The organism is Litoribacterium kuwaitense (genome assembly GCF_011058155.1).
Taxonomy (GTDB): domain Bacteria; phylum Bacillota; class Bacilli; order Bacillales; family DSM-28697; genus Litoribacterium; species Litoribacterium kuwaitense.
This window is the reverse complement of record NZ_JAALFC010000032.1, coordinates 1-19,865: the sequence shown is the minus strand read 5'-3', so window position 1 is coordinate 19,865 and position 19,865 is coordinate 1. Positions and strand designations below refer to the sequence as shown.

Genomic DNA, 19,865 nt, shown 5'->3' with positions numbered 1-19,865 from the left:
TGCCTCCTCGCTAATTGTTTTTGCATTGTTTCACAGCTTGGACTGTTTGTAGTGCAAGCTCTGGATCTTCGTGACAAATGTTACCAACGATCACCGTGTCGGCATACTGCGCGACTTGTTCGGCCTGTTCGGGGGTACGAATGCCCCCACCATAAAATAAACGCGTCTCTGAATGACGCAACGCGTTTTTGACTGTTTTTAATACATTCACATCACCAAACATACCGCTGTATTCGAGGTAGAATACCGGCATTTTCCAAAGCTGTCCTGCCATCATCGCGATGGATTCAACTTCTGATTCGGTCAGCGAAGTGTCAGCTTTTGTCAACTTCGCTGCCGTACAGTCTGGATTTAGAATACAGTAGCCTTCTAACAACAACTCATCCCAGTCCATTAATCCGCCATATTGTTCCAAAGCGCGTCTATGTAAGCCAACAATCCATTCGGAACTTGTCGAATTTAATACGCTTGGGATGAGGTACCCGTCAAAACCAGGTGTAATCGACTCCAGCGTCGACACTTCAAGGACACAGGGCACAGAATATCGCCGCACCCGGGAAAGCATGTCCAAGACGCCATCCAGCGTAATATCTTGTGATCCGCCAATGATGATGGCATCAGTTCCTGAATCACAGAGTGTTTCTATGGCTTCATCTGAAATATCTTTGGCTGGATCCATTTTAAAGGCATGCTGCCATTCTCGATACATGTTATTCAGCACTCTATTTCCTCCTTGCAACGCCGTCCGTGAACATATTATAACAGAAGGAAAGGGAAGATGAGAAATGCGATCCTTGTCGTGATTTATACTAAAAAAACAATGCCGCTCTGTTGGCAAACCACTGCCGCACATCGTTCTTCCTTCATTGATTCGTATGGTCGCTCGCCTTCACTTCTCCTTTGCCAAGTGCTTTTGGCACGGTTCATTTAAAAACAGACGTCGTTTGTTAATGATTTGCGCGGCATAAAAAAAGACCCGTAGATAGATGGGTCTTCTTTCAGTTTACATGTAACAAGCACAAAAGCTTACTTATTTTTGCGTTGACACATCTGATGGGTTTTCATGCACCCGATCAAGCGCCAATGTGTATGCGTCATTCCCATAATTTAAGCAGCGTTTTACACGGGAAATGGTCGCAGTGCTCGCCCCTGTTTCCGTTTCAATTTTATGATAGGTTGCGCCTAGGCGAAGCAGACGAGCAACCTCTAGACGCTGTGATAATGATTGGATTTCATTAATCGTACAAAGGTCATCAAAAAACTGATAACACTCCTCAAGGTTTTTTAAGGAAAGTATAGCGTTAAACAGCTGGTCTAATTCTTTTCCCCGTAATTTATCAATTTGCATTCCATACACTCCTTATTGAAATGATATTCTCTGCTCTTCTATCGCTCGTTTAGGAATAATATTAATCCAAGTATTTCCTGCGGTGAATGGGACCAATTGTCCGTTTGACATAGGTAATATGCGTCCGTTGATGTTTTCCCACGTGACCTCCTGCATTCTTCCTTCAGTAAGCAGCCATGCTTTTCCACCATCAGACAACTCGATTTTCCGTCGACCTTGGTCATCGAGGAAGCCATGTGTCATTTCCACAATGAACACGTTCTTAATTGCCAAAGGCTGCTTCGTTAGTCGGTCGACCTGCTCCTCTCCATTAACCACGCGTTTGTATTTATTTGTTTCTTGATCAAACGTATAGATCACTTTATTGTTATAACGCGTTGAATAATTAATTTCAACTGCCTGGACTTCTTCCCCTGCAGATGAATGTGTTTTTGTAAAAAGCAAAGGGGCCGGTTCAGATAGTATATAATCATAATGATTTACGCCTTGAATTAATTCGTCACTGCTCGTATACACGTTGTGAGGCGCACGCTGACTAGATTCGCGCCAAAATAGCTGCCCGTCATACCCATGCGAATACGCATAGCCCATGCCGTTCACATGCGGAATTGTTCCTGAAGCTAATAAAGAGAGGGCTCCTGGACTATGACCATAGCTTACATACAAACTTTCATACCCTTGACTAAGCTCAATGTAATATTCACGCGCACTGCGAACCGGCCCGATCGTATCAGGATATTGGCTGTGATAGATCGCTAAAAAGCGCGTGATCGCTCCTTCTGCCAAGACTTCATAAACAATATCAGCAGCCTGTAGGCCGGACTGAGGACGGGCACTTGGATGGTTGTTGATTGTCACTGCCAGAGCCGCATTGTTTGGTGGCGCCTTTGTCCCCACTCCAGTGAGCGGAAATGTATGCGGGAACACTTCCTCCTCAAGCGCCTCCACGTCCTTTGGAGACTCAGCATCCATTTTTTGCGGCGCTGTTATGTTCGTATCTTTTGTTAAGTCATCAGCTTGACATCCGACTAAAAGAAACCCAAGTCCCCCAAGCAAGACTGCTTTTTTACAGCTTTCCCATAAGTTCCGTTTCATTCCCCACACCTTTCACATCATACGTACGTGATGACACAGAAACGTTCGGCAAACGATTGAAATGTTGGTATATACATAACCATGAACAAGGGACAACGGTCGTTGTCCCTGTTCTTTTCCTCTGTACTATTTTAACGCATAATAGAAGGAAAAAATACTGTCTTCTTCATAACATCCCAAATTCCTTGTGGTGTGATGCGTATATAAGGTAAGTGCGTTGCTGAGAAGAAAAGTAAAGAGTCCAGTGGATGGTCATAACGATATCCCTTTTCCTTTAGTAATGCCGTTAGTTTTTTCTCTTCCTGGCCAAGCGACCTTAAAGGCTTGGTGCTCATGATTCCCTCGATTTCGAGCGGCAGCTCATAAATGACCTCGCCTTTTTCGATGAGCGCCATCCCCCCATGCATCGCTTTTACAGCATCAAACGCTTTTTTCAAATCTGACTTGCGTTGACCGATTAGAATAATATCGCCAGTGGCGGAAAAAGTTGTTGCGAAGCCATCAAGCGATGTCGCAAAACCTTTTAAAATTGTATTAATGCGCCATTTGCCGAACCGGTCGATCATCATCATAAAACATTCATCCTGCCCCTCTGGCAGCTCTTCGACAGATACATCGCGGCTGACGGAATATGGGTGCATAATGACTGAATTTTTCATTTCAAGACCTAATGGCATGGAGAATTGCAAGTCATCACTACTAAGCTCCCAATCAATTGACGGTTGTTTCAGCCCGTATTTGTGCCAATCAAATGTGTCCGCTTCTCTAATCAGCTTTTTATCCTTCATAAACCATTGCCCCTTCGTCAATACAGACACAGGAGTGGGATTTTGGGGGCTTTCTAAAAGGTTAATATTTGCAACACGGCCAGGGGCGATCAACCCATGACGATCTTCGATGCGAAAATGTCTAGCGGCGTTATAAGATGCCATCGCATATGCATCGAGATCATTTACACCATGTGCCAAAGCAATTCTTATCAACCGATCGATCATTCCTTGCTCGTAAAAAGCAGGCGGCGAGCCGTCTGTCGTCAACGACAAGTTTTCATAATACGAAACGCCTAATTCGTGCAGTTCATCCAGGATGGTTGGCAAATCAGGACGAATTGAGGAATAGCGGAGCGACGAATGAAAACCGACTTGCAGTCGTTGATACACTTCTTTTCCTGAAATGGCCTCATGATCGCTCAATACACCTAGCAATGCCATCTTCGTCAAGGTTTTCTCTGAAGCCCCTGGAAAATGACCTTCGATTTGTTTATGTAAACGGCGCGCTTCTTGTATCCAGTGTAATGTCAAATCGTCACCGTCGAGAACTTGAGGCCATGACGTTAATTCGCCCCCTAAAAGGACGTGCTCGTTTTCCAGCCAATTCTTTACCATAGAATTGGAGAAAATTTCTGTTTCGCGATGCACTTCACATTGTGAATCAAAACGACACCACCAAAATAAGCTTGCTGGTCCCTGAGACAAATCAGATAAAAGCTGAAAAGCTTCTGCTTCTTTCAATCGAAGTGCAAAAAAAGATTATCTGCCACGAGCACACTCGTCCCCGTTTGACACGCATAGTGTGCAAATGAATGGGGATTATAAGCTTGAAATGGGTGTACGTGAGGTTCTATGTATCCAGGAACAGCGTAATATCCAGTGGCATCGACGATTTCGGTCCCATTCGTATTGTCAGGCATTTCTTTTCCGACGTAAACAATACGATCATCAAATACCCATATATTGGACGTTAACCATTGGCGCAATCCGAAATGAGCACATGTTGCACCCTTAATCACCTTTGTTGGAGCTCTTTTCCCGGATGCTACTGCAATATGCTGTCTAATTTGTCGATTACGCCATGGATACCGCTGTTGTGTCATATGGATCCTCCAATCATGAAAGCCTTTTCATTATTCTATCACACGCATTTTAGAAATGCACCGCAGGAGGTGAATTTTCTTTGACAAAAATTGTAGGAACGCTAAATGCGATTTTTCGGATTGCTTGCGGTTTTACAATCCTTGCTTGGTCAACTGCCTATATGGTTCGCCGTCCCTATCATCGCGGCTTTCAATGGTTTGCTTTCCTTGGGGGGATGAAAATTGCTGAGGGCATTACGCGCTTTTGTCCGTTAACGGCACTTGGGCATTATTTCTACGACAATCGTCGCGACGATCATGATCAAAATGAGCTATTTTCGGAAGCAAAGGCTGCTCTATATACTGATGAATAACTTTTCATAAAGAGCCGCAAAGTGGCGGCAAAGTCTATTTTAGGTGCTGTCTCCACCTTTTAGTGTCCGTTTAGCAGCCTTTCCGTTATTTTCTAACCTGACTTAAAAACGCTTAGCAGTCTAGGGGTGCAGACGAGCGAAGACTCGAATAGAACCTTATCCACGGAAAGGACGAGCGAGAAAACCGTTGGATGGAAAGTGTTGGGCACAGGCTGAGGTTAAGCTTGATAGGTCGTCTAACCAATTTTTCAAGCTGTCGCTTTAATTAAGAGCTTAAAAAGAGTGTAGATCAAATGTCATTTTAGACTTGATCTACACTTCTAAACAGCTGTGCGGCTAGATATTGATGGTGAAAGGAGGACATTTTGTTGGAATTCTTGACTGACTCACTATTTATTTACGCGCTTGTGATTGGATCTGTTATTGCCTTTCTGTATGTGTATGTGCGACGGAAGCGACGGAATGAAGATTAATTGCTTTTTGTCCGATGTCGCCCCGATAAAAGACTTCTTTACACGTAAGATGGCTTAAGGAATGATAAACGTTTTGCTTTGCTTCTTCTAAAGTCTTTCCTTTTTGTGAAGCAAGAAATACACGTCCGCCATCGGTCACAAATTGCCCATTGATTTCTTTCGTGCCTGCATGATAGACCATCGCGTCTTTAGCTACGTCTTCTAGTCCTGTTAAGACATGACCCTTTTCGTAGCTTCCTGGGTATCCATTTGCTGCGGCAACGACACCGACAACAGCTTGACGATCCCAAGACAATTCAACTGACTCCTTCTGCCATACGTGTTCAAGTGTTTTGACAAAATCGGTGTCTAAGAGAGGCAGAACGACTTGGGTTTCTGGGTCACCAAAACGGGCATTAAACTCAATGACCTTAGGACCCTCTTTCGTCAGAATTAATCCTGCATATAAAATCCCCGTAAATGAACGCCCTTCGGCTTCCATCGCTTTTGCGGCTGGATAGACAATCGTTTCCAAAGCTGTTTCGACAACCGCTGAGGAGATTTGCGGCACAGGCGTATAGGCACCCATTCCACCTGTATTCGGTCCTTTATCTCCGTCATAGGCACGTTTATGATCTTGAGAGATCGGCATTGGTAAGACGAATGAGCCGTTAACGAAGGCCATAAGTGAAAACTCTTCTCCTTCTAAAAACTCTTCGATTACCACTTGACGACCGGCTTCGCCTACATGTCCATCGAGCATTAGGGCACGTAAACCTTCTTCAGCCTCTTCAGCGGTCAGCGCAACAATGACTCCTTTGCCCGCCGCAAGTCCGTCGGCCTTCAAGACAATGGGTGCGCCTTGCTGATCAATATATGCTTTTGCTGCATCGTAATCTGTAAAGGTTTGCGACACTGCCGTTGGAATATGATAATTGGCCATCAGCTGCTTGGCGAAATCCTTACTGCCTTCAATTATTGCTGCTTTTGCGGAAGGTCCGAAAGCTTTAATCCCTACCTCTGTAAAGCGGTCAACAAGTCCGTCCATGAGTGGTGCCTCAGGTCCAACAAACACCCATTCAACGTGTTGCTCTTTAGCAAATTCGACGAGCGCTGCCTGATCAGACTCATTCAGCTGGACGAGCTCAGCAACATTTTTCATCCCGTCGTTCCCCGGGGCAACATAGACCGTCTCTACTTGAGGACTCTTGGCAAATGCTTCACAGATGGCATGCTCACGACCGCCTTTTCCTATGACTAAAACCTTCATGTGTTTTCCCTCAACTCCGATCAATGTTTGAAATGACGAACACTCGTAAAGACCATCGCAATGTTATGACGGTCTGCTTCTTCGATAGATTCCTCATCCCGGATGGAACCTCCTGGCTGAATAATCGCCGTAATGCCGGCTTTGGCCGCTTGTTCTACAGTGTCTTTCATTGGGAAGAAAGCATCTGAGCCCATGACTGAATGAGTCGCCTTGTCCCCAGCTTGTTCAATAGCGATTTTTGCAGAGCCGACACGGTTCATTTGACCTGCACCTACGCCAATCGTACCGTTGTCCTTCACGAGAACAATCGCATTGGATTTAACATGTTTTACAACCGTCCATGCCAGCTCAAGATCGTGCCATTCTTGTTCATTTGGTGAACGCTTCGTAACGACCTTCATGTCGTCTCTCTGCACCATATGCGTATCTTCTTGCTGAACGAGCAAGCCTCCGTGAACAGAGGTAAACTTTCTTTCAATTGGCGACTCTACATCAAACGGAACTGTCAGCAGGCGTAAGTTTTTCTTCTGCTTAAGAATCTCAAGTGCGTCGTCGGTAAAAGACGGGGCAATAATAACTTCGAGGAATAATTCCTTCATTTTTTGGGCGGTTTCTTTACCAACCTGCTTATTGAACGCTACAATTCCGCCAAAAATCGATACCGGATCGGCTTCATACGCGCGGTCATATGCTTCGTCAATATAACTGCCAAGGCCAACGCCACAAGGATTCATATGTTTTACAGCGACGACAGCCGGTTGAGTAAATTCCTTTACAAGCTCTAAAGCGGCATTCGCATCGTTGATATTATTGTAGGACAGCTCTTTACCGTTTAATTGCTCTGCTTGCGACAGACTGTCAGGTACAGCGAGAGCACTTTCATAAAAAGAAGCGGTTTGATGAGGGTTTTCCCCGTAACGAAGTGACTGCTTTTTCTCAAAGCTGACGGTCAGGCTTTCTGGATATTCTTCGCCAACCTGTTCGGTTAAGAAAGACGCAATCAGTGCATCATACTGCGCAGTATGACGAAACGCTTTAGCGGCAAGGCGCTTTCTCAAGTCTTCTGAAACCGCTCCTCCCTCTGCTAATTCAGCTAACACAGCGTCATAATCAGAAGGGTCAACGACGACTGTCACATCGCCGTGGTTTTTCGCGGCTGAGCGAATCATCGACGGACCGCCAATATCAATATTCTCGATCGCGTCGGCAAAAGTGACGACTTCTTTTTGAATCGTTTCTTTAAACGGATATAAATTAACGACAACGAGGTCGATCGGCTCAATACGTTGTTCTGCAAGTGCCTGCTGATGCTCTGGATTGTTGCGAACGGCCAGAAGACCGCCATGAATGGCAGGGTGTAATGTTTTGACACGACCGTCCATAATTTCAGGGAATCCAGTCACTTCAGAAATGCCTGTGACGGCTAATCCGGCTTCCTCGAGGGCTTTTTTCGTCCCTCCAGTAGAAATCACCTCAACACCGGCTTCGAGAAGACCTTTTGCTAAGTCCTCAATGCCTGCTTTGTTAGATACACTGACAAGTGCTCGTTTTACACTCATGTCGATAATGCCCCTTTCAGTACGTGTGAGATAACCTGTGGATATAATGTGTGCTCAACAGATTGGATACGTTTTTTGACCTCATCATAGCTGTCTGTGTCCTGAATCACAATGGCTTCCTGAGCAATGATGGGGCCTGTATCCATCCCTTCATCTACATAATGAACCGTTACTCCGCTCACCTTCACCCCGGCGTCAATGGCCTGTCCGATCGCATCTTTTCCTGGAAAGGCAGGGAGTAAAGAAGGATGTATGTTAATGATTTTTCCTTCATATGATTCAAGCAGTGTGCTGCCAATTAAGCGCATATAGCCAGCCAAAACGACTAAATCAACGTGACGCTGCTCAAGCTGTTGAACGATGTCTTTTTCAAATGCCTGCTTGTCAGGATACGACTTCGGGGCAAATTGAAACACGTCAATACCGGCATGTTCGGCTTTTTTTATCACCTCTGCCGACGGACGATCGCACACGACGAGGACGAGCTCCGCCTCAAGCGTGCCATTAGCAATCGCACGCTCGATCGCGTCAAAATTAGACCCGGCACCAGAGGCAAACACAGCAATTCGCCCCATTAAAAATCCCCCTTGAACGCTACGCCAGAGCCTTCTGCCACTTCACCGATGACAAACGCTTTCTCCCCGGCGCTCTCAAGGGCGGAAATCGTGGCCGCTGCATCAATTTCGTCAACAGCGAGCACAAAGCCAATGCCCATATTAAATGTGCCATACATATCTTCGTTCGTAAGCGAGCCCTTTTCTTGCAACCAAGCAAAAACCTCCGGAATGTCCCAGCTCCCAAGCTCTATGACTGCTTTTAAGCCCTCTGGCATCATCCGTGGCAAGTTCTCATAAAAGCCGCCGCCTGTAATGTGCGCCATCCCCCGCACAGAAACGCGCTTTAATACGTCTAAAACTGGCTTCGCATAAATTTTTGTTGGCGTCAATAAAATGTCACCCAACGTCTCTTCGCCACCATTAAAAGATTGTTGGAAAGACGCCGATTGATTTTTAATAATTCGACGAACTAAAGAAAAGCCATTGCTATGAACACCAGAAGACATGAGACCGATCAGCTTTTGACCTGGCTGGATGTGTTCGGTCGTAACGAGCTTACTTTTCTCTGCGACACCGACAGCAAAACCGGCGATATCATACTCATCCTCGCCATACATGCCTGGCATTTCAGCGGTTTCTCCGCCGATTAAAGCACAGCCTGATGCTTCACAACCAGTTGCGACACCTTTGACAATCGCTTCAATTTTTTCTGGAAGTTGTTTTCCACAAGCGATGTAATCAAGGAAAAACAGCGGCTCCGCGCCTTGAGCAACGATATCATTGACACACATCGCCACCGCATCGATGCCGATCGTATCATGACGATTCATTTCAAACGCGAGCATCAGCTTCGTGCCGACCCCATCTGTCCCTGAAACAAGTACAGGCTCCTGATAAGATGATTGACTTAAATCGAACAAACCGCCAAAAGCGCCCAGACCACCAAGCACTTCTGGACGCATTGTTTTTTGGACGTGGCGTTTCATTCGTTCAACCGCTTGATATCCGGCTTCTACATCAACCCCGGCTTCTTTGTAGGCTTTACTCATGGACAACGCCCCCTATATTTTTTCGTAAGGATGTAATGTATCGGAATAAATTTCTGTCGGGTACTGCCCAGTAAAACAAGCGAGGCATTGACCGCGATTTTCCCCAGCAAACGGGCGATCGAGTGCTTTAACTAAGCCTTCAGCGGATAAAAAACTGAGCGAATCTGCACCAATTTCCTTGCACATCTCTTCGATGGAGTGTGTCGCAGCAATCAATTCAGACGTCGTCGACGTATCAATCCCGTAATAACACGGATTCTTGATGGGCGGGGATGAAATGCGAACATGTACTTCCGTCGCCCCTGCATCACGTAGCATTTTAACAATCCGCCGGCTCGTCGTCCCGCGTACGATGGAATCATCGACCATGATCACTCGCTTCCCTTCGACGACACCCCGAACTGGCGAAAGCTTCATTTTCACGCCGCGCTCTCTCATCTCTTGCGATGGCTGAATGAACGTCCGACCAACGTATCGGTTTTTAATCATACCGAGCTCATACGGAAGCTCTGCCCGCTCTGCATAACCGATTGCAGCTGAGATACTTGAATCCGGTACACCTGTAACGACATCTGCTTCAACAGGCGCTTCCATTGCCAATTCCATCCCAAGACGTTTGCGGGCGGAATGGACGTTAATGCCGTCGATATTGCTGTCTGGACGTGAAAAATAGATGTACTCCATCGAACAAATGGAACGCTGCGCTGTCGAAAACCGCTGTACATCAACACCATTGTCATCAATAATGAGTAATTCACCAGGCTGAATATCGCGCTCAAAGGTTGCTCCGACGACGTCAAAAGCACACGTTTCCGAAGAGATGACGTACGCACCATCATACGTGCCTAATGCTAACGGCCGAAGACCATTCGGGTCGAGAGCAACCATCAGCTTATCCTCGGTCATAATGATGAAAGCGTAAGCGCCCTTTAGCATCGTCAACGCATTTTTCACCCGTTCAACCATATCGATATGCCCGCCGCGACGAATTAAATGAGCAAGCACTTCCGTATCTGAGGTCGTTTGAAAGATGCTTCCTTGCGCCTCAAGCTGATGCTTTAAGGCATTCGCATTGACTAAGTTTCCATTATGCGCCAGCGCTAAGCTGCCCGTTTGCGACCGGAAGAAGAGGGGCTGGACATTTTCATATCCCCCACCCCCAGCGGTTGAATAGCGAACGTGCCCGATTGCTCCGTGTCCTTTGAGCTTAGCAAGTTCTTCTTGCTGGAAGACTTCGGTCACAAGCCCGTTCCCTTTTAAAAGCTGCATCTCTTCACCATCGGTCATGACCATGCCTGCGCCTTCTTGCCCTCGATGCTGGAGGCTATGAAGGCCATAGTACATCATTTCTGCCGCACCAGGATGTCCCCAAACAGCAAATATGCCACATTCTTCGTTTAACCCTTTGATTTCACCAAGCATGGAATGGCTCCTTTCCAGGCTGCTTCGAGTTCAGACGTCGACAGCTCGTAAACGCCTGTATCCGTTTCAATGTGAAGTTCTGGCTGGGAAGTCGTCTCACCAAGGTAAACAGCGTCTTTTACGTACGCTTCAAACGCTTCCTTATGCTCAGGTTGTACAGTGATGAGGAAACGCGATTGTGTTTCAGAAAATAAGTGATTCGGATTGTTCACTTTCACCGTTGCACCAAACTCAGTACCCATCAACGTCTCAGCTAAAGCGACAGCTAAACCACCTTCAGCCACATCATGAGCCGAAGCAATCCACCCTTCACGAATGGCGTGTAAGAGTTGCTGTTGTCTTTCTTTTTCAACTTCCAAGTTGATGTGAGGCGCTTTGCCAAAAATCGATCCCGCTTGTAGCTTTTGGAGCTCACTACCACCGAACTCTTCTGTCGTTTCACCGATGCAGTACACTACATCGCCTGCTTGTTTCGCATGTTGTGTCGTAATGTGATCGATGTGTTCAATTAAACCGACCATACCGACAACAGGTGTTGGATACACAGCGCCACCGCTCGTTTCATTGTACAGTGATACGTTTCCGCCGATGACTGGCGTTTCAAGCATTTGACAACCTTCTGTCATCCCGTCCGTTGCTTTTTCAATTTGCCAGAAGATTTCCGGCTTTTCCGGGCTTCCGAAGTTGAGACAATCCGTAATGGCGAGCGGCTGTCCTCCAGAACAGACGATATTCCTCGCCGCTTCAGCGACAGCGATTTGACCACCAGTCTTTGGATCAAGGTAGAGATAGCGGGAGTTACAATCCGTCGTCATCGCCAACGCCTTGTCTGTCCCACGTACACGGAGAACAGCTGCGTCTGAACCAGGACCGATCACCGTATTCGTACGCACCATATAATCGTATTGATCATAGATCCATTCTTTACTTGCAATGGTCGGCTGGGCGAGCAACGTTTTTAAAACAGACGGCACATCGGTCAACGCTGGCTTCCATTCAGGACGCGTTTGATTTTCTTGGAAGCTTTTCGGTTCTTGTGAAGGCTTGTGGTAAACTGGCGCATCCTCCGCTAGCGCATCGACAGGCACATCAGCAACGACATTGCCTTCGTGTAGCAAACGGAAGCGCGGCTCTTCAATAACCTCACCGACAACAACAGCATGAAGATCGTATTTTGCGAACAGATCAACAATTTCTTGTTCTCTGCCTTTTTCAATCACGAGAAGCATCCGTTCCTGCGATTCTGACAGCATCATTTCATATGGCGTCATATGTTTTTCACGTTGCGGCACATCGTCAAGATTCATTTCAATCCCTGTGCCCGCTTTACTTGCCATTTCACTGGCTGACGATGTGAGACCCGCTGCACCCATATCTTGAATCCCTACAAGCGCATCGTTATGAACGACCTCAAGGCACGCTTCAAGCAAGAGCTTTTCCATGAACGGATCGCCAACTTGAACGGCTGGGCGTTTTTCATCAGAAGCATCTGTTAATTCCTCAGAGGCAAATGTCGCACCATGAATGCCATCACGACCAGTTGAAGCGCCGACATACATGACTGTATTGCCGACACCACTCGCACGACCTTTTTGAATATCCTTATGGTCAATTAAGCCGACGCACATCGCATTGACGAGTGGATTTCCTTCGTAGCAAGGATCAAATTGAACTTCGCCACCAACCGTCGGAATGCCGATACAGTTCCCATAGCCTGCAATACCCGCAACGACTTCTTCAAATAAATATTGCACTTTCGGATTATTGGATAACTCACCGAATCGTAGCGAATTCAAAATGGCGACAGGGCGAGCGCCCATGGAAAATACGTCACGGATAATCCCACCGACACCAGTCGCCGCGCCTTGGTACGGTTCAATCGCGGACGGGTGATTGTGGCTTTCGATTTTAAAGACAACCGCTTGACCGTCTCCGATGTCTACAATCCCTGCGCCTTCTCCGGGTCCTTGCAAAACGTGCGGTCCGTCTGTAGGAAATTTCTTAAGCACTGGCTTAGAGTTTTTATAGCTGCAATGCTCTGACCACATGACGGAAAAAAGGCCTGTTTCTGTATAATTCGGCTGACGTCCGAGAAGCTCACAAACCGACGCAAACTCTTCATCAGTCAATCCCATTTCCTGGTAAATTTTTTCTTCTGCAATGACTGCTGGTGACGGTTCAAGTTGTAAGTGCATGATGTTGCCTCCAATTCTTTAAAATGGAAGAAAACAGCGTTAGCCCATCGTTACTACCGAGAAGTGCATTCACAGCACGCTCTGGATGAGGCATCATGCCAAGGACATTTCCGCGCTCATTCACAATACCTGCAATATTAGCTAACGACCCGTTTGGATTATCGGTGTACGTAAAGACGATCCGTTGTTGCTCGCGAAGCTCGGCAAGCGTTGCCTCATCACAAAAGTAATTTCCTTCACCGTGAGCAATCGGAACGGTAATTTCCTGACCTGCTTCATAGCCGCTCGTAAACATCGTTTCTGCATTTTCAACGCGCAGCGAAACCGGACGACAGATGAATTTCAAGCCAGTATTACGCCGCATTGCCCCTGGAAGCAATCCAGCCTCTAAAAGAATTTGGAAACCATTGCACACCCCTAAAACCGGTTTTCCTGCTTCAGCCGCAGCAACGACAGCTGACATGACGGGTGAGAAACGAGCAATCGCGCCTGAGCGCAAGTAATCCCCGTAGGAAAAACCACCTGGCAGAAGGACCGCATCAAAATCGGACAAATCGCTCTCCGTATGCTGAACGAAGGTCGCTTCCTCACCGAGCTCGTCCTGGATAGCAGACAGCATATCGACATCACAATTGGACCCTGGAAAAACGATGACTGCGAACTTCAATACGCTCACGCCTCCTCGAGTTCGTATTCGTAGTCTTCAATGACGGGGTTCGACAAAAGCTTCTCACACATCTGCTTGATTTTTTCGTGTGCATCTTGTCCCGTTTCCTCAAGTGTCACTTCCATATATTTTCCGACACGTACTTCGTTCACAGACGTGTAGTTCATGCTGTGTAACGCGCTTTGCACAGCCTGTCCTTGTGGATCAAGCACGCTTTCTTTCAAAGTCACATAGATTTTTGCTTTTGTCATTGATTTTCTCTCCCCTCGGTAGTCGTCTGCCTTTGCAGAAGTCTTGACGCAATTTCCTCATAAGCCGTCGTTAGCGTGCCGAGATCGCGACGAAAAACGTCTTTATCCAGGCGCTCTTTCGTTTTCATATCCCATAAGCGGCACGTATCCGGAGAGACTTCGTCGGCAAGCAACAACTGTCCATCCTTCGTGCGGCCAAATTCCAGCTTAAAGTCGACAAGTTGTATCCCACATTCAGCAAACAGCGCTGTTAACTGATCATTAACCTGTAATGCTGCGGATTTCATCGTTTCCAAGTCTTCTTGATTTGCAAGCGACAATAAGCGAATGTGGTCCTCAGTGATCAACGGATCGTCCAACGCATCGTCCTTATAATAAAACTCAACGATTGCAGGATTGATGTCCTCACCTTCATTGATTCCTAAGCGTTTGGCAAGACTGCCTGCAGTAACATTCCGAACGACAACTTCTAAAGGAACAATCTCCACTCGGCGCACTTTTTGCGTTAATTCCCCTGTTTTCTCAATAAAGTGGCTTTTGACGCCCGCTGTCGCGAGTGCTGCAAAGATCATCGCCGAAATGTCATTATTCAACTTCCCTTTTCCAGCAATGACTTCTTTCTTTTTTCCGTTATACGCAGTCGCATCGTCTTTATACTCAATCAGTAAAACGTCTTGTTCCTCGGTTTCATAAATGCGTTTGGCCTTTCCTTCATACAGCATTGGGGCATTGATCATTGTTTTGCCTCCTGGAAATTTATTGATTAAGCAAGACCGACACGTTCAAAAATAGCGTCCACATTTTTCAAATGGAAGGTGTAATCAAAACAGTCGTCAAGTTCAGCAGCTGTTAATTTCTCGGCAATGACAGGGTCATTTTCGACAAGCTGGCGGAAAGGTACTTTCGTTTCCCACGACTCCATGGCTTTCGGCTGCACGGTATCGTACGCTTCTTCTCGAGGCATCCCTTTGTTAATGAGTGTGAGGAGGACGCGCTGTGAGAAGATGAGCCCAAATGTTTTCTCCATATTGTCTTTCATGTTTTCTGGGAACACCGTCAAGTTTTTAACGATATTTGTGAAGCGGTGCAGCATATAGTTCAACGCAATCGTTGCGTCAGGAAGAATAATACGCTCGGCAGACGAGTGAGAAATATCACGTTCATGCCATAGTGGTACATTTTCATAAGCGGTCATCATATAGCCGCGAATGACGCGAGCCATACCAGTCATATTTTCCGAACCGATCGGATTACGTTTGTGTGGCATTGCAGAAGAGCCTTTTTGGCCTTTGGCGAAAAATTCTTCGACCTCACGTGTTTCCGTTTTTTGCAGACCGCGAATTTCGACCGCGAATTTTTCAATGGAAGTTGCGATTAACGCGAGCGCAGACATGTAATCGGCATGACGATCCCGCTGTAACGTTTGTGTAGAGACCGGCGCTGGCTTCAAGCCGAGCTTTTCACAAACATACGCTTCAACAAATGGATCGATATTCGCATACGTTCCTACTGCGCCTGAAAGCTTGCCGTATTGAACGCCATCAGCCGCACGCTCGAATCGTTCAACATTTCTTTTCATCTCTTCATACCATAAGGCCATTTTCAAGCCGAAGGTCGTCGGCTCCGCATGGACACCGTGCGTTCGCCCCATCATGACCGTATGCTTATGCTCTTTCGCTTTTTCGGCGAGCACATCAACAAAGGTATTTAAATCTTTACGGAGAATGTCGTTTGCCTGCTTTAAAAGGGAGGACAGTGCGGTATCGACCACATCTGTACTTGTGAGCCCATAATGAACCCACTTTTTCTCTTCGCCAACGGTTTCGGACACTGCGCGTGTGAACGCGACGACGTCATGACGTGTCTCCGCCTCAATTTCCTGGATTCTGTCAATATCAAACGACGCTTTCTCGCGTAGCAAAGCAACATCTCCTTTCGGAATGTCTCCTAGCTCCGCCCATGCTTCACATGCGAGCAATTCTACCTCTAACCACGTTTGAAATTTGTTTTCTTCTGTCCAAATGGCTTGCATCTCCGGTCGGGTATAGCGTTCAATCATGTCATCATCCTCCGTTTTCTTGTCGATAAAGGGCGTCTTCTAAAGCAGCCGCTTCTTTATGTACTGTATCAAGGCAATGGGCAGTAATCGTTACGTGTCCCATTTTCCGTTGCGCGCGCGCCTCTTCTTTACCATATAAATGCAGATGCGCATGCGGGCTAAATGTCTTCACACCTTCAAGCACATGTGGCAGGTGTTGACCTAACACATTGATCATTGCGCTTGGCTGGCGAAGCACCGTCGAGCCAAGGGGCCACCCGCAGATCGCCCGAATATGTTGCTCAAACTGTGATGTTTCACAACCTTCAATACTGAAGTGGCCTGAGTTGTGAGGTCGGGGTGCGAGTTCATTAATCAACAGCTGTTCATCCTCTGTGACGAACATTTCCACAGCTAAGGTGCCCACAAGCTTTAACTCTCGTGCAAGCTGACGAGCCAATTGTTCTGCGTGATCCAAAACAGTCTGATCAAATTGAGCTGGGACTTGCGTGACTGCAAGAATGTTGTGAATATGTTTATTTTCTGCGACTGGGAACGTTTGGACCTCTCCGTCTGTGGAGCGGGTAACAATGACTGATACTTCAGCTTGAAAAGGAACCCATTGTTCCAAAACACAATCGCCTTTCGTCAACAGTTCGCCTGCGTCCTTAATATCCTCAGCGGAGCGAATCACATGCTGCCCTTTCCCATCATACCCCCCGGTACACGTCTTAAGTACAGCAGGGAACCCAAGAGCAGCTAAACCATCATCTAAGTCAGCCATTGTTGCAACCGCACGATACGACGCCACCTGACAGCCGCTCTTCTCTATCGCTCGCTTCTCCTTCACTCGATGCTGAGTGAGTTGTAATAATGAAGCAGATTGGACAAGCTTCCCATTTTGCTCTAGCCACTCTAAAACCGTACTATCAATGTTTTCAAACTCATACGTAATGCGGTCTGAGATGTCAGCTAATGCTTTGGCTGCCTCCATATCAGAGTAGGGTGCAGCAATGACGTGATCCGCCACTTGTGCTGCCGGCCCTTCTTTGTCAGGATCTAACACAGCGATACGAAAACCCATTTGTTTCGCAGAGATTGCCATCATTCGGCCAAGCTGACCACCACCGATGATCCCGATCGTTGCTGGCGGTAGGAGAACCGTCATTGGAGTCCCTCCTCACTCTGGATCACTGCCTTCGCTGTTTCCGAACGAAGCGAAGCAATTTTTCTAGCAAATTCCGGCATAAACGCACCGATCATTTGTCCCGCAAGCCACCCGGCATTTTTCGCCCCAGCATCGCCAATGGCTACGGTAGCCACCGGTACGCCACCTGGCATTTGCACGATCGACAACAGCGAATCTAAGCCTTGCAGTGCCTTCGATTGCACTGGCACACCAATCACTGGGAGGGTTGTCTTGCTCGCCACCATCCCCGGCAAATGCGCCGCGCCTCCCGCACCGGCGATAATGACTTTGAGCCCTTTATCCTCCGCTTCCTCAGCATAAGTAAACATACGATCCGGGGTACGATGTGCTGACACGACATGTTTTTCATACGGAATTCCAATCCGATCCAACACGTCACACGCTAGTTTCATCGTTGGCCAATCTGAAGCGCTTCCCATAATAACACCAACCAACACGTTCATGCTAAGCCCTCCTTGTGGCATTGAAATCTATTCTCATTACAACTAAAACAGCCCAGGCGACAGCTTTCTTGTTCCTAGGGAAAGCCGGCACTGGGCCGAAAAATACAAAAGTCATGCACAAGGAAGCATGCGCATCGCATACATTCCTACACTTTCCCTCATAGTCCGAACGTTTACGGCGATCGGGTAGAAACGGCTGGACCTTATTACCAGCAATATATGAGGTTCTTCAATTACTTTCATAGTAGCAACAGGAACGCCCACTGTCAACCAAACAATCGAACATTATTTGATTCACTACGCAAAAATGTTCGTGTTTAGCTATCAATTCGGCGTCCTTCAAAGATGACTTGCTGACCAATCGGCTGAAACGTTTGCTTCCCATCCTTTTGGATCTCTTGAAATAAGGGCTTTTCAACCCGCCTGACGACTTGATACCCTTCTACTTTCATTCGATCAAGGCAATCGTCCAGCGTTTCTCCTTCCTGTACTTCAAACCGTTTCTTCTTAGGCAATTTTGTCATTGTGGCAGTTTCCCTTTCCGTACCGCTCGTACCCAGAAGCCTCCGTGAATCGCTTTTGGTTCGTACGTAATGATAAATGCTTTTGGATCAATCGACTTAATAAGTTCATAAAGGCGCAACTCGGATTTCCTCGGTGTTAAAATCTGCATATTCAAACGGCTGCCTTCCCGTCCACTGGCAACCCAGCTCGTCACTCCATAGCCTTCTTCACGAACAGCATTCGCAACGTCCGTGTCATAACCTTTTGTAATCACATTGACCGTAATATATCCAAGCGCCAGCTTCTCTTCAATTTTCATCCCAACCATAACACCTAGTCCAAACCCTACAGCATACGCAATCAAATTTTGAATCTCGTTTAAATTGTCAAGGACGAGCCCTAGCCCGACGACGTAGATGACAACTTCCACAGTACTGATTAAAGCAGCCAAATACCGCTGTCCTTTTAACGTGAGTATCATACGAATCGTATTAAAAGATACATATACGATATTAATCACCAAAATAATACATACCATGATCAGACCATTGTCTAGCATGACTGATCCTCCTTCCCCACTTCTATAATGACCTTTCTGATTTAACATCATTCTGATCACTTGCTCATTTTGCAAATGATAGCAAACACATCCTGTCACATGGAGCGCCTCTTTGTCAATAAGAATGAGCACCTTCAGCACCGTGATGACAGTTTTTTTGCAGAAATGACCGCTGTTTTTCACATGTCTACATAAACAAATCATATCCTGTTACGAAAAACGTTTTTGGTCCTGTTAAAGGAGGGGGTTCTTGTGAAGGAAAACAATTGGTTTAATATGAGTGATATGTTTGCTGAACCATTTTGGAAGGAATTTAATGATGTTTGGCAAGCACAAATCGCACTGTGTGATGTCGTCGCCACTCCTGACGAACTTCTGCTATATCTCGCCATTCCTGGTTTGAAAAATCTAAATGATATTCACGTTACTGTCAAAGGTCATCAAACATTGCTCGTCAAGGGGAAAGGACTGCAAAGAGACGTATACCAAAAGAAAGGAGAGGGAGAGGTTTTATCAGAGGAAATTCCTAAAGGTCAGTTCAGTAAAGAAATCTCATTGCCTTTTTCAGTCGACACCAACCATGTTGATGCAACGTATCATTACGGTCTTTTATGTCTTGCTTTTCGTCGTACGCGACCAGGCACGAATGTATCCATGAATCACCCTTTTCCAAAAGCCCAGCAACGACGCATTTCTATTGAGAATACACCTCCCGATGAATAATACTTATGGAGGAGGCTTTCCACGTAGCAAAACGAAATTTCATTGACTTCAAGCAGTACCTGTAAGTCGGACCGTTAGCAGTGAATAAACCGCATTCTAACCAATTCCTCAATGCGCCCCGCCCTTCACATTCTTTGAAGCGAGGATATCACAGAAAAAATTACATCAGATAGGTCTTATATAGTTCGTTGATTTGAAGGTTCTACGTCAATAGTTGGGGTGGGAGCCCTTCGCTCCTGCCCCTACTCTTTACCCCACTTGAAAGTCTTGAATGTGTTTCAATTGTTGGCTTAATAA

General features: G+C 46.5%; 20 protein-coding genes, 1 pseudogene and 1 riboswitch. Of the genes and pseudogenes, 3 read left to right on the top strand and 18 right to left on the bottom strand.

The features are described from left to right. Positions 1-10 precede the first annotated feature (10 nt). Positions 11-709: a heptaprenylglyceryl phosphate synthase gene (gene pcrB, locus G4V62_RS14385; RefSeq protein WP_165203390.1), complete on the bottom strand. Its 699-nt coding sequence runs from the start codon at positions 707-709 to the stop codon at positions 11-13. Positions 710-778: 69 nt separating this feature from the next. Here pcrB and G4V62_RS14380 point away from each other — a divergent pair, with 69 nt between their 5' ends. After that, positions 779-931 carry a hypothetical protein gene (locus G4V62_RS14380; RefSeq protein ID WP_165203366.1) on the top strand — a complete coding sequence of 51 codons (153 nt, stop codon included), beginning with the start codon at positions 779-781 and terminating at the stop codon, positions 929-931. Between the two features lie 99 nt (positions 932-1,030). On the opposite strand, the gene G4V62_RS14375 is transcribed toward G4V62_RS14380, so the two are convergent. From G4V62_RS14375 to G4V62_RS14365, 3 genes and pseudogenes are all read right to left on the bottom strand, one after another. Next, positions 1,031-1,348 carry a YerC/YecD family TrpR-related protein gene (locus G4V62_RS14375; RefSeq protein ID WP_165203364.1) on the bottom strand — a complete coding sequence of 106 codons (318 nt, stop codon included), beginning with the start codon at positions 1,346-1,348 and terminating at the stop codon, positions 1,031-1,033. 12 nt (positions 1,349-1,360) lie between these two features. Continuing rightward, positions 1,361-2,443, bottom strand: a complete 1,083-nt coding sequence (locus G4V62_RS14370) for a DUF3048 domain-containing protein (protein WP_165203362.1) — start codon at positions 2,441-2,443, stop codon at positions 1,361-1,363. Positions 2,444-2,574: 131 nt separating this feature from the next. Beyond that, positions 2,575-4,316, bottom strand: a pseudogene (locus G4V62_RS14365) (adenine deaminase C-terminal domain-containing protein). 80 nt (positions 4,317-4,396) lie between these two features. Here G4V62_RS14365 and G4V62_RS14360 point away from each other — a divergent pair. After that, positions 4,397-4,669: a YgaP family membrane protein gene (locus tag G4V62_RS14360; RefSeq protein WP_165203360.1), complete on the top strand. Its 273-nt coding sequence runs from the start codon at positions 4,397-4,399 to the stop codon at positions 4,667-4,669. Positions 4,670-5,089: 420 nt separating this feature from the next. On the opposite strand, the gene purD is transcribed toward G4V62_RS14360, so the two are convergent. The 14 genes from purD to G4V62_RS14290 form a co-directional block, all read right to left on the bottom strand. Then, positions 5,090-6,391, bottom strand: a complete 1,302-nt coding sequence (gene purD, locus G4V62_RS14355; protein ID WP_165203358.1) for a phosphoribosylamine--glycine ligase — start codon at positions 6,389-6,391, stop codon at positions 5,090-5,092. A gap of 20 nt (positions 6,392-6,411) precedes the next feature. Beyond that, the gene (gene purH, locus G4V62_RS14350; protein WP_165203356.1) at positions 6,412-7,950 is read right to left on the bottom strand and encodes a bifunctional phosphoribosylaminoimidazolecarboxamide formyltransferase/IMP cyclohydrolase; all 1,539 of its coding nucleotides are present in this window, start codon (positions 7,948-7,950) and stop codon (positions 6,412-6,414) included. Beyond that, positions 7,947-8,525 (bottom strand): phosphoribosylglycinamide formyltransferase, encoded by a 579-nt coding sequence (gene purN / locus G4V62_RS14345; RefSeq protein WP_165203354.1) that lies wholly within the window; start codon positions 8,523-8,525, stop codon positions 7,947-7,949. Before purN ends, purH begins: the two co-directional genes overlap by 4 nt. Further along, positions 8,525-9,556: a phosphoribosylformylglycinamidine cyclo-ligase gene (purM, locus tag G4V62_RS14340; protein WP_165203352.1), complete on the bottom strand. Its 1,032-nt coding sequence runs from the start codon at positions 9,554-9,556 to the stop codon at positions 8,525-8,527. The genes purN and purM overlap by 1 nt, the downstream gene beginning before the upstream one ends. 12 nt (positions 9,557-9,568) lie before the next feature. After that, on the bottom strand, positions 9,569-10,978 hold the full coding sequence (purF, locus tag G4V62_RS14335; protein ID WP_165203350.1) for an amidophosphoribosyltransferase: 1,410 nt from the start codon (positions 10,976-10,978) through the stop codon (positions 9,569-9,571). After that, the gene (gene purL, locus G4V62_RS14330) at positions 10,954-13,173 is read right to left on the bottom strand and encodes a phosphoribosylformylglycinamidine synthase subunit PurL (protein ID WP_165203348.1); all 2,220 of its coding nucleotides are present in this window, start codon (positions 13,171-13,173) and stop codon (positions 10,954-10,956) included. Before purL ends, purF begins: the two co-directional genes overlap by 25 nt. Next, a complete protein-coding gene (gene purQ / locus G4V62_RS14325; protein WP_165203346.1) occupies positions 13,157-13,840 on the bottom strand; it encodes a phosphoribosylformylglycinamidine synthase subunit PurQ in 684 nt (227 codons plus the stop codon). The genes purL and purQ overlap by 17 nt, the downstream gene beginning before the upstream one ends. A gap of 5 nt (positions 13,841-13,845) precedes the next feature. Beyond that, entirely contained in the window at positions 13,846-14,091 is a 246-nt protein-coding gene (gene purS / locus G4V62_RS14320) for a phosphoribosylformylglycinamidine synthase subunit PurS (protein ID WP_165203344.1), read from the bottom strand. Then, positions 14,088-14,828, bottom strand: coding sequence for a phosphoribosylaminoimidazolesuccinocarboxamide synthase (gene purC, locus G4V62_RS14315; RefSeq protein ID WP_165203342.1), 741 nt, complete (start codon positions 14,826-14,828; stop codon positions 14,088-14,090). Before purC ends, purS begins: the two co-directional genes overlap by 4 nt. 26 nt (positions 14,829-14,854) lie before the next feature. Then, positions 14,855-16,150 (bottom strand): adenylosuccinate lyase, encoded by a 1,296-nt coding sequence (gene purB / locus G4V62_RS14310; RefSeq protein ID WP_165203340.1) that lies wholly within the window; start codon positions 16,148-16,150, stop codon positions 14,855-14,857. 4 nt (positions 16,151-16,154) lie between these two features. Further along, complete coding sequence (gene purK / locus G4V62_RS14305) at positions 16,155-17,297, bottom strand: 5-(carboxyamino)imidazole ribonucleotide synthase (RefSeq protein WP_165203338.1); 1,143 nt, start codon at positions 17,295-17,297, stop codon at positions 16,155-16,157. Beyond that, positions 17,294-17,782, bottom strand: a complete 489-nt coding sequence (gene purE, locus G4V62_RS14300; RefSeq protein ID WP_165203336.1) for a 5-(carboxyamino)imidazole ribonucleotide mutase — start codon at positions 17,780-17,782, stop codon at positions 17,294-17,296. The genes purK and purE overlap by 4 nt, the downstream gene beginning before the upstream one ends. 141 nt (positions 17,783-17,923) lie before the next feature. After that, positions 17,924-18,025: riboswitch (purine riboswitch) on the bottom strand. A gap of 74 nt (positions 18,026-18,099) precedes the next feature. Further along, entirely contained in the window at positions 18,100-18,306 is a 207-nt protein-coding gene (locus G4V62_RS14295; protein WP_165203334.1) for an NETI motif-containing protein, read from the bottom strand. Beyond that, entirely contained in the window at positions 18,303-18,845 is a 543-nt protein-coding gene (locus G4V62_RS14290) for a DUF2179 domain-containing protein (protein ID WP_165203332.1), read from the bottom strand. The genes G4V62_RS14295 and G4V62_RS14290 overlap by 4 nt, the downstream gene beginning before the upstream one ends. 252 nt (positions 18,846-19,097) lie before the next feature. Between G4V62_RS14290 and G4V62_RS14285 the strand changes: the two genes are divergently transcribed. Continuing rightward, a complete protein-coding gene (locus G4V62_RS14285; RefSeq protein WP_165203330.1) occupies positions 19,098-19,568 on the top strand; it encodes an Hsp20/alpha crystallin family protein in 471 nt (156 codons plus the stop codon). Positions 19,569-19,865 lie beyond the last annotated feature (297 nt).